Here is a 10,405-nt window from a genome sequence, read left to right on the forward strand (position 1 = left end):
TCTACTGAGTTATGTCCCAGCCTCTTTTCATAATCTTCCATATTTTATGCGGGGCGCCCGGTCCCCAGTAATGATCGAGTGACATCACCGGCGGTCCGATCCGTTTTTCCCAATAGTCTTGTGAGGACGGGAAACCAGCGTCTAAGTAAAACGTCGCATCCTCCCCAAGCGTTGCCATCACTTCTGAAAGTAAGAACGAACCGACACCTTGCCGTTGCTGATCCGGGGCGACATAAACGCAGCCGATTTCGACCGCTCCTGGCTCCACGTCCAGATGGGCCGTGATAATCTCGTTTGGAGGCAATACCGCCGCCGTCCCGACGATTTTCCCTTCTCGTTCGACCACGAACACGTCGACGGCGTCATCATCGAAACTATCTTGAATCGTCGTATTCAGACGGGCGACTTCTTCCTCTAACAAGTCAGCGTCCTCGAACTGTTCGCGACGAATCAAGTCGCTCAAACTTTCCATGAACAGTCGCTGGAGCGGTTTCACATCGTTCGGTGTAATCGGGCGAAAGTCCACGGCCACCCCTTCTTTCCATTTCGCATTTTTTAGTCTTTACCCGCCGTTTCGTAGCAGGTAACGCGCGACCGATCAAATCTAGACAACGCAAAAACGTTCAGCCTTGAAAATAGTTCTCTAAATTGAAGCATAATGATAGGTAGACTCCTATTTCCCGAGTATAATAAATTATCAAATACAATTATATCCTAGCGAGGTACTTATGGATCCAGTCGTCGAACACTCAATGAGTCACAATCTGTTTCTTGTTGTTTTATCTTATATGATTGCCGCCGTCTCTGCCTACGCCGCCATCGAATTGGCACGTCGAGTCAACTCGACGAACCGCACCGCACAAAACATGTGGATTTTAGCGGGTGGGGCAACGCTTGGACTAGGCATATGGGCGATGCATTTCATCGCCATGTTGGCGCACGAAGGCTTGCGCCCTGTCACGTATTCGATGCCGCTCGTGTTTCTGTCGGTCGTCATCGCTATGGCCGGCTGTATCCTTGGCTTCCTGATTGTCTCGCGCCATACAACTCGTCCCACCCTTATCGGTGCAGGACTGTTGATGGGGATCAGTATCGCGAGCATGCATTACGTCGGGATGGCCGCCATTCAAGGTGTGACGATTGCGTATCACACCGGGCTCGCTTTGTTGTCGCTTGCCATCGCAATCACAGCCTCACTTGGCGCCCTGTGGATCGGCTTCTTCTCAAAATATGCGAAGGAGAAGATTCACATGGAGCTAAAAATATTCTTCTCCCTATTGATGGGCGTCGCCATCTTCGGGATGCATTACGTCGGGATGCTGTCAGCCTCGTTCACGTTCTTGACGGACACCCCAGCTGCAATCGGCATCGAACCGTCGCTGTTGGCATGGCTCGTCACCGGCATTACGACCTTACTGTTCGCCATCTTCTTCTTGTCGCTCACACTCGACCGGCATTTACGAAGACGTGAATTGATTCAAGCGACGATTCTCGATTCGACGACGGACGCGGTCGTGACGACGACGAAAGATGGCGTGATTCAATATGCGAACACCGCGTTCTATCGGTTGTTCGACCGGACCGAGGATCAGTTTTTCCAAGACTATCACGCGGCGCTGTCGATTCAACAACCGTTCTACGAAGCACGTCGGCTTGAAATGGGCGAGTCGACGATTGAAGTGACGGCCTATCCGCTCCAAGGTGAGCGGATGGATCAAATCCTTTGGTTCTTGCGTGACGTCTCGGAGACGATTGCCTCACAGCGGCTCGTCGAACACATGGCGTATCACGACGCGTTGACTGATTTGCCGAACCGCCACAAGCTTGAACGGATTCTCGCCGAACATATCCGGATTGAAGACCCCGTCGCCTGTCTATACATCGACATCGACCGGTGGCGTTTCATGAGCGATATGCTCGGGCATCACGGTTCAGATCAGTTGGCGCTCCAAATCGCGGACCGGCTGCAACATACGATCCACCCGGACGACATTTTGACGCGTGTCGGCTCATCCGAGTTCATCATCCTACTGTTTGACAAGCGGAGCACGCTCGCGAAACAGAAGGCGGAGAAGTGCATCAAAGCTATCTCTCAGCCGTTTGATATCGACGGGACGACCGTCGAGCTGACGATGAGCGCCGGGATTAGCCACTTTCCGAAAGACACGACCTCAGCGGATGAGCTCGTGCAATACGCCCGTCTCGCCGTCCATGAATCGAAACGGACCGGCAAGAACCAAATCAAGGAGTTCGAAGAAGAGTCGAGACAACAGATTTTACGCACCGTCGAGATTGAAAAGGCGCTGGCTCAAGCGCTCGACCGCTCTGAGTTCTCGCTCGTCTATCAACCAAAAGTTTCACTCACCCAAAACCGGCTTGAAGGGGTCGAGGCGCTCTTGCGGTGGCATCACCCTGTCCTCGGCCACGTCGGACCGGATGAGTTCATCCCGATCGCGGAAAATACCGGCTTGATTCACCAAATCGGCACGTGGGTGTTGCGCGAATCATGTCTCGCCTGGGTCCGGTGGCAAAAGACCGGGGTGAAACCGTTCACGCTATCTGTTAACGTCTCCCCGCTCCAGTTCGCCCGGGAAGACTTCGTCGACACGCTCCAAGCCACACTCGACGCGACAGGGATGGACCCGATGTTCCTCGAGCTCGAAGTGACCGAATCATCGATGCTGTCGTATGAACAATCGACGCGCGAGAAACTTGCCCAGTTGCATCAGTTCGGCATCATGATCTCACTCGACGATTTTGGGACCGGATATTCGTCGTTCCGTCAGCTCCGTGAGTTGCCGGTCCAAGTGCTCAAGATTGACCGCTCGTTCATCGTCAATCTGTTCACCGACCGTAACCAAGAAGCGATCGTCCGCTCGATGATTCAACTCGGCCACAACCTCGGCATGAAAGTACTCATGGAAGGCGTCGAGACGTCGGACCAGCTCGAATGGTTATTGAACGAGCAGTGCGACTACGTCCAAGGCTATTACTTCAGCCGCCCGCTCCGGGAAAAAGAGGTCGTCAAGCACGTCAAATCTGTCACGACGTACATCGAGTTCGGCAAGACCCGCGCTTAACCACATAAAAAGGTGACTCGTCCGAATTGGATTAGAGTCATCTTTTTTGTTAACGTGAACCGTTCGTATGATTAAATCCATCCTCAAACGATAGGTTAATCGGCGCATCCTGAAGAATTGTTGCCCTCTGAAGATTTGTGACAGGCAACCGCTCATCTACCGCCATAAAGCTTAACTGATCAATCCATACCTGTCCTTCTCCCGATAACAAGACGCCAAACGAAATGACCTCACTGCCTTCAGGTACATCTAGAACAATTGAATAACGATTCCAATCGGTCGTTCCTTGAATCAGTCGGTTGCTCATGTTGTCAAATTGAAGCACATCCCCATTCTTATGATCGACCCGCATCCAAAACCCGGCACCTCCCCTAACTTGTTCGGTTTTTAAAAACCCTGACAACCGAATTCGTTGCGTCACGTAGTGATCAGCCTTGAACTGTTGCATCATCGTGCCAAAGCTATCCTTTTTCATCAATGAAGTCGATTTCAAATAGCCCGACGCTTTCCCGCCATGAACAACCTGTTGGTCAATTCCTATCTCGTAATGCTGTAAGTCTCCACCACTTAAAAACCATCCGTTTATCGATTCCATTGTTTCCTCTTCTCCTTTTTCTCGTAACGTTCTCATACTGGTACGATAACGACCTGGAGGCAGTCCATACCTTTTTTTGAATGACCGGGTGAACGATTCTTGCGATTCAAAATGATGTTGCAACGCAATGTCTAAAATCCGTTCTTTCGTATAGATAAGCAAGCTGGCCGCACTTGCGAGACGGCGCATTTTGATATACTCGGTAATTGTCATATCAACGTCCGCCAAAAAAATACGATGGAAATGAAATTTTGAAAATCCACTCTGTAGTAACAGTTCTTCTTCTGTAATCGTGTCGTACAAATGGTCTTCAATATAGGCGATCGTACGTCGAATGGGTTCATCATACACAGGTTTCTCCTCCTCTTATGGCAATCTTATCAAACCGTCTTTTGATTGGTTTGATCTTTTTTGCCATGAAAAAAACCTCTCCTTCTAACGAGGAGAGGCGTCACATTACGACACGCGCGCTTTTTCTTGCTCGCGAATCAAGTGATATTGTTCGAGGATAAGCTTCGTCAGCGTGTCCGTTTCACTCAACCCGAGGTACTTCTCAATCGTCGACAAGATGCCTGACTCTTCAATCGACAAGTAAAGTTCAGAAGATTCTGAATCCTCAGGGTTGTAATAGTTCAAGGCTGCGGCGATCCCGTAGGCGAGTTCATTCGGTTCGATCCCGTTGTCGACGAGCTCTCGTGCCGGTTTGACGAGCCGGTCACTCGGTCCGAGCTTACGAATCGGAGAACGGGCGACGCGTGAAATTTCATCTTTTAATTTCGGATTTTCGAAACGTTTGATGATTTTCTGAATGTACCGGCTATGTTCTTTCGCTTCGAAGCCGTACTTTTCAAGTAATAGCCAACCTGTCTCATACAACGCACCTTGAACGACTTGGCGGACGCGACGATCCTTGAGCGCTTCGTCAATCGTTCCTTTTTCAAACAATGAGCCGATATATGACGCGATCGCATGTCCTGTGTTGACCGTGAACAACTTCCGCTCGATATATGGACCAATCTCGTCGACCCACGTCACACCGTGAAGCGGGGGCCGCGCGTCCAATCCTTGCGTCTCGATCACCCATTCATAGAACGTCTCAACTTCGACGAAGAGCGGGTCCTCGTGTTGTTGCAATGGGACGATGCGATCGACAGCCGCGTTCGGGAACGACGCGCGGGCCGTCCCGATTCCACCCGACGCCTCGATTGCTTGTTTGAGAGAGGCGCTGCCGCCAATCATATTCTCACAGGCGATGACGTATACAGGCGCCTCCGTCTCGCGGTCACGGAGTCCTTCACTGATGAGCGGTGCGACTTTTGGAAGCAACGTCGGTCCGACCGCTGTCGTGACAAGATCGGCCTCGGCGATGAGCGCGATGACACGCTCCGGGTCTTTCAAACTGTTGACGCCGCGCACCCGGTCGACGACGACGTTGTCGACGCCTTCTTCAGCGAACCCGACCTCGTAATAGCGTTTTGCCTCGAGCGCTTCAATCACCGTATCGTTAATGTCGACGAACGTGACCTCGTAGCCACTCTGATTCAAGAGCAAGCCGATAAACCCGCGTCCGATGTTCCCTGCCCCGAAATGTACAGCCTTCATTACGCCACCTCTTCCATGAATAGCGACAAAATCTCTTCTTTCGTCTCGGCACGGACTAACCGCTCGACGTTATCCTCGTCCGAACAGATGACAGCGATTTGCGATAGGAGATCGAGATGCTCATCGTTCACCCCAGCGATCCCGATGACGAGCTTCGCCGTCTGTCCTCCAAAATCGACGCCGTCCGGTACTTGGATAATTGAGATGCCCGTCTTTTGAACGGCCGACTTCGCTTCTTCCGTCCCGTGCGGAATCGCGACATGGTTCCCGATATAAACGTTCGAGAGCGCTTGACGCTCATGCATCGCCTCGATATAGGCCGGCGATACGCAACCGGCGGCGTGTAACACCGCTCCGGCTGCATCAATCGCTTCGGCACTCGTGCTGAACGTTTGGTTGAGTCGAATCATCTCTGTCTGAATGAATGGCATTTTAGTTCCTCCTATATCTAAACCTTGTCTCTGTCTGCTTCGTTATGAAATTTTACTGCGCTCTGCTTGAATCTCTTCAATCAACTGGTCATAGTAGTCCGCGTTCAAGAAGTTCGTTACCGAGCGGTGAATCGCGTTCGGTGCCTGTTCTTCGGCACGGTCCGTCAAATCTTGATGGGTGATGACGAATTGGGCGTCTTTCGGCAATTGACTGATGGACGTGTTCGTCACTTTGATTGGCAAGTTCGCCTTATTCACTTTATTGCGCAGGACCGAGGCCCCCATCGCGCTTGAACCCATACCGGCATCACAAGCGAAGATGATGTGGTCGACTTTGTCGAGGCGATCTTGAACGAGCGCCGACGCATACGACTGTTTGCCTTTCATCGCGCTGACGTTTTGTGTCGCTTCTTCGAGTGACACTTCTTCGGCTGCACTTGATTTCAAGATGACACTCGCCACGGCGAACGTGACAGCTGCCGACAAGAGAATACCTGCAACGAGACCGAGGTGTGAACCGCGTGACGCCATCGCAAGAATCGCGAAGATACTACCTGGCGAAGCTGGTGCGACGAGGCCGACGTCGAAGAGTACGAATGTGAAGATCCCTGTGGCACCCCCTGCGATCATCGCAAGGATTAAGATCGGCTTCATCAACACGTATGGGAAGTAAATCTCGTGAATCCCACCGAGGAAGTGAATGATTGCCGCACCAGGTGCTGTCCGTTTTGCTGCGCCTTTTGCGAAGAACATATAAGCGAGAAGTAAACCAAGACCTGGTCCTGGGTTTGCTTCAAGTAAGAAGAGAACCGATTTCCCAGCGTCTGCGACTTGATCGACACCGAGTGGGCTCAAAATCCCGTGGTTGATGGCGTTGTTCAAGAAGAGGACTTTCGCCGGTTCAATGAACAAACTTGCGATTGGAAGCAACTTCGCCCCGACGATCCAGTCGACGCCTGCTGCCATGACTTTGTCGAGCCCGCTCATGATCGGTCCGAAGATCTCGAAGCCCCCGAGCATGAGGAGACCACCGACGATCCCGACCGAGAAGTTGTTGACGAGCATCTCGAAACCAGCTTTTACTTTTCCTTCAAGGGCACGGTCGACTTGACGGATGATGTAACCACCGAGTGGACCCATAATCATCGCCCCGAGGAACATCGGGATGTCCGTCCCGACGATGACACCCATCGTGGCGAGCGCCCCGACGACACCGCCTCGAACGTCGTGAAGTAATTTACCACCTGTGAACCCGATCAAGAGTGGTAGTAGATAAGTGATCGTTGGACCGACGAGCTCGGCCAAGTTTTCGTTCGGCCACCAGCCTGTCGGGATGAAGAGTGCTGTGATGATCCCCCAGGCGATGAAGGCGCCGATGTTCGGCATGACCATCCCGCTCAGGAAACTCCCGAACCGTTGTACTTTGACTCGAACCCCGCCCGAGCCAGCTTGCGTATTCGCCATGTATAAAACCTCCAGTCTTTAGTTGTGAAAGGTTATCGTGTAGTGTAGCTAACCGGTTTGTGCTCTACACCTGTATTGTAGACCCAGAGTAAGCGCTTACTCAATTCAATCCAGTTCACACTTTGGCAACATTCCGTGCCAAATAAAAAAATGACCACGGCGGGTCATTTCTCATGCAACGCATCTTGCATCATATGTTTCATGCAGTCATGAAGCAACAGGCGCAGTTCTTTTTTTGAACCCGTGCTGTATAACGTCATCTGTTCTTCACTCTCGATGAGCGAGCCGCTGACCGCACTCAAAAACTGGAGCTCGACATCGCGCGCCTCTTCCGGTGCGAGTAAGACGAGCAGACGGGAAACGGGTTCCGTCGATTGATCCATCATGAGGAGCGGGATGGACGTCGTCAAATCGAACGCGAACACGCTCGCCCGTTCAATCGACGCGTGACGTCCATGGAACAAGGCGAGTTTTGTGCCCGGGATGCCGAGTCCAGCCACTTCGTGGCGCCGGAGCAGTTGTGCCGATAATTGAATCCCGCTTTCGACGAGTCCCCGTTCTTCTAACTGCGTGCCGATATCGAACAAGATGTCCTCGAGCCGATCACTGTTGTCGAGTGTGACGAGGTCGAACTGACGGTCCATCCGCTCAAACGTGTCCACGAGTTCCGCGAGCTCTTGGAAGTCGAGCATCGTCGAATGCGGTTTGACGTCTTTCGTTTGGAACGATTGCGGCAAGGACAACAGGAGGTGGCGGACCCGTTGCACTTCCTCGGTCGTCAGCAACGGATTGACCATGAGCGTCGGCACCGACAACGGAGGGAGCGGGACGGTCGACAAGATGACGTCATAGTCATCGAGCCGATGCTGTTCGAGACCGAACAATGAGGAGTTGACGACGTTTTGCATCTCCGGGAACTCTTGTTTCACGCGATTGACGAGCATCTTCGACGAGCCGAGGCCCGCCGAGCAGACGACGAGCGCCCGATATTCACGACGGCGGACCGGTTTGACGAGCGCGGCCGCGAAGTGCATCGCCCAGAACACCGTCTCTTCCTCTGTGAACGTGTTCGTCCCGAAGACGATATCCGCCGCTTGCTGAATGGCGGCCCGCAAGTTCGGATAGTCCCGGTCGATGTGCGGACGGACCGTATCCGTATCCGGAAGCGCCTGCGTGTTCAGACTCGATAAGATATGGGCGAGCAACCCTTTCTCGAGCGCCGCGTCATCTGTGAAGGCGAAGCCGTGGATGAGTGAGACGTGATGAATCAGTTTATGGACACGGATTTGCATGACCCAGCGTTCTTCCTCATCTTCTTGCATCTGTTCTTTCAAGGAACGGAGCCGGTTCGCCTCTTCCGCGAGCCAAACCCGTTCGGCCATCGAGAACGTCGTACCGAGTGCCACTTCCATGTCCCGAGCGACTTTCAAATAGTCGTCCGAACGTCCTTTCGTGTACATCTCCAAAAAGAAACCGGCGTCGAGTCGCGCTTGTTGCACGCCATAGGCGAACGTGACACGCATAATCGTTCGGTCATCCATCCGCTCGAACGCATGACTCTTTAAATAGTCGTATCCGTCCCGGAGCGCCTCAAGCATGGCGTCACATGAGACCGTCTTCAAAAAGGCGGGAATGTACTCATCTTCGCCGCGGACGAAGCGATAAAACGCGAGCGTGTCCCAATGCGCCATGAGCGCATTAATCATGAGCTTGCGTTTTTCCGCTTCCAAGCCAAGTACTTGCGCACCGACCCCTTTCTTCCGCTCGACTTCAAGGTGATATTCGTCGAACCAGCGGTCAAGTTTCTCCAGGTCCTGTGTCAGTGTGCTTGGCGAGACGTGCATCTGCTTGGCGACAGCCTGCAGCTTCAACATGTCTTTCTCGAACAAGAGCCGCCAAGCCAGTTCAAAGATGCGATCCTCGGCTGTCGGGATGGCCTCGGCCGACAAAATCAAATCCTCACGGAGCTGTTGTTTCGCAGCCGTCGCTCCGACGAGGCTGAGTCCGCGCCCGCGCTGCCAAGACAGCTCTAGTTCGAACTCTCTCAAAATCCCTTCGAGCAGTTGACGTTCCCGTTGAATCGTCCGCTCAGACAAATTGACCGCCTGCGCGATCTCCGCGAGCGGTGTCGATGTCTCCGTGCCTAATAAGTGTAGTAAAATCGAGCGCTCCCGCGCACTCCATTCATGCTTCATATCGCTTCACCCATTCCTCGACGATTTGTCGATATTCCTCGAGCGACAAGATTTGTCTGACCGAGCGGACGTGCGCGGTCGGATGGTCAATCGCCGCTGTCCCGATTTGATAGACGATCAAGTCGACGTCTTTCGGGATATCACGATTAGTGCCGTGGTGAATCACACACGACAATTTCCCCGAACACGCTTCAGCAAACAGCTTCGCTGCCATGGCGCTCGTGACGAACCCGCATGGACAGACAATGTATACGTTCATGTCAGACCTTCTTTCATCGCTTATCTTTATATAACCATACGATGGAACCGCTTACTTATCCTACTATTTTGCCTGTTGGCAAAGATATCGGCAAGCAGTAAAAAGCACCTCTCTGTTTCGAGAAGTGCTTAGGTGTGTATAGTGTTATTCCACCGTCACCGATTTCGCCAAGTTGCGCGGCTTGTCGACGTCGCAACCCCGGCCAAGTGCGGCGTAATACGCCATGAGTTGAACCGGTAATACCGTAACGAGCGGTGCAAGGAGTGGTTCGACGTGCGGCAAGATGAACTCATCGTCCTCGTGTTCGACGCCTTGCATCGAGATGATGCAGGCGTTCGCGCCACGGGCGACGACTTCCTTGACGTTGCTGCGGATGTTCAAGTTCGTCTTCGGTTGCGAGATGAGCGCGATGACCGGCGTCCCGTCCTCGATCAAGGCGATCGATCCGTGCTTGAGCTCACCACCTGGGTAACCTTCCGCTTGGATATATGAGATCTCCTTCACTTTGAGCGCGCCTTCGAGACAGACCGACGCGTCAAGGCCGCGTCCGATGAAGAACGTGTTCGGTGTCGTCTTCAAGTAACGTTCTGCCAACTCTTCAAACAGCTCTTTTTGTGACATGATTGAGTCCATGATCGTCGCGACACGCGCGAGTTCTGGCATCAATTCGAACGGTAGCTCTTTTCCGTTCGCACGAGCGATGTCGTAGGCGAGGATGGCGAGGACGGCGATTTGGGCCGTGTACGCCTTCGTCGACGCGACCGCGATCTCCGGGCCGG

The 10,405-nt window shown here is 52.9% G+C and carries 9 protein-coding genes; 1 reads left to right on the forward strand and 8 read right to left on the reverse strand.

Annotation, left to right across the window (positions count from 1 at the left end):
• Nucleotide 1: 1 nt before the first annotated feature.
• Nucleotides 2-526, reverse strand: coding sequence for a GNAT family N-acetyltransferase (locus RT52_RS17520; protein WP_034814438.1), 525 nt, complete (start codon nt 524-526; stop codon nt 2-4).
• Between the two features lie 202 nt (nt 527-728).
• Here RT52_RS17520 and RT52_RS17525 point away from each other — a divergent pair, with 202 nt between their 5' ends.
• Nucleotides 729-3,080, forward strand: coding sequence for an EAL domain-containing protein (locus tag RT52_RS17525; protein ID WP_051690225.1), 2,352 nt, complete (start codon nt 729-731; stop codon nt 3,078-3,080).
• A 49-nt stretch (nt 3,081-3,129) separates the two neighbouring features.
• Here RT52_RS17525 and RT52_RS17530 read toward each other — a convergent pair whose 3' ends face one another.
• The 7 genes from RT52_RS17530 to RT52_RS17560 all read right to left on the reverse strand — a co-directional run.
• Nucleotides 3,130-4,026: a helix-turn-helix transcriptional regulator gene (locus tag RT52_RS17530; protein WP_034814439.1), complete on the reverse strand. Its 897-nt coding sequence runs from the start codon at nt 4,024-4,026 to the stop codon at nt 3,130-3,132.
• Nucleotides 4,027-4,131: 105 nt separating this feature from the next.
• Complete coding sequence (locus RT52_RS17535; RefSeq protein ID WP_034814440.1) at nt 4,132-5,277, reverse strand: mannitol-1-phosphate 5-dehydrogenase; 1,146 nt, start codon at nt 5,275-5,277, stop codon at nt 4,132-4,134.
• Nucleotides 5,277-5,708: a PTS mannitol transporter subunit IIA gene (locus RT52_RS17540; RefSeq protein ID WP_034807107.1), complete on the reverse strand. Its 432-nt coding sequence runs from the start codon at nt 5,706-5,708 to the stop codon at nt 5,277-5,279. Before RT52_RS17540 ends, RT52_RS17535 begins: the two co-directional genes overlap by 1 nt.
• A gap of 42 nt (nt 5,709-5,750) precedes the next feature.
• Nucleotides 5,751-7,172, reverse strand: coding sequence for a PTS mannitol transporter subunit IIBC (locus RT52_RS17545; RefSeq protein WP_034814441.1), 1,422 nt, complete (start codon nt 7,170-7,172; stop codon nt 5,751-5,753).
• A gap of 164 nt (nt 7,173-7,336) precedes the next feature.
• The gene (locus RT52_RS17550) at nt 7,337-9,367 is read right to left on the reverse strand and encodes a BglG family transcription antiterminator (RefSeq protein WP_034814442.1); all 2,031 of its coding nucleotides are present in this window, start codon (nt 9,365-9,367) and stop codon (nt 7,337-7,339) included.
• Complete coding sequence (locus tag RT52_RS17555; RefSeq protein WP_034814443.1) at nt 9,357-9,626, reverse strand: PTS sugar transporter subunit IIB; 270 nt, start codon at nt 9,624-9,626, stop codon at nt 9,357-9,359. The genes RT52_RS17550 and RT52_RS17555 overlap by 11 nt, the downstream gene beginning before the upstream one ends.
• Before the next feature lie 144 nt (nt 9,627-9,770).
• A partial coding sequence (locus RT52_RS17560; RefSeq protein WP_034814444.1) for an SIS domain-containing protein occupies nt 9,771-10,405 on the reverse strand: 635 nt, incomplete at its 5' end.

Source organism: Exiguobacterium alkaliphilum 12/1 (assembly GCF_000714435.1).
GTDB classification, from domain to species: Bacteria; Bacillota; Bacilli; order Exiguobacteriales; family Exiguobacteriaceae; genus Exiguobacterium; species Exiguobacterium alkaliphilum.

Bases quoted from the DNA above. Each gene is read 5' to 3' on its own strand.
- RT52_RS17525 (WP_051690225.1), top strand. From the start codon at position 729: ATGGATCCAGTCGTCGAACACTCAATGAGTCACAATCTGTTTCTTGTT.
- RT52_RS17535 (WP_034814440.1), bottom strand. From the start codon at position 5,277: ATGAAGGCTGTACATTTCGGGGCAGGGAACATCGGACGCGGGTTTATC.
- RT52_RS17540 (WP_034807107.1), bottom strand. From the start codon at position 5,708: ATGCCATTCATTCAGACAGAGATGATTCGACTCAACCAAACGTTCAGC.
- RT52_RS17545 (WP_034814441.1), bottom strand. From the start codon at position 7,172: ATGGCGAATACGCAAGCTGGCTCGGGCGGGGTTCGAGTCAAAGTACAA.
- RT52_RS17550 (WP_034814442.1), bottom strand. From the start codon at position 9,367: ATGAAGCATGAATGGAGTGCGCGGGAGCGCTCGATTTTACTACACTTA.
- RT52_RS17555 (WP_034814443.1), bottom strand. From the start codon at position 9,626: ATGAACGTATACATTGTCTGTCCATGCGGGTTCGTCACGAGCGCCATG.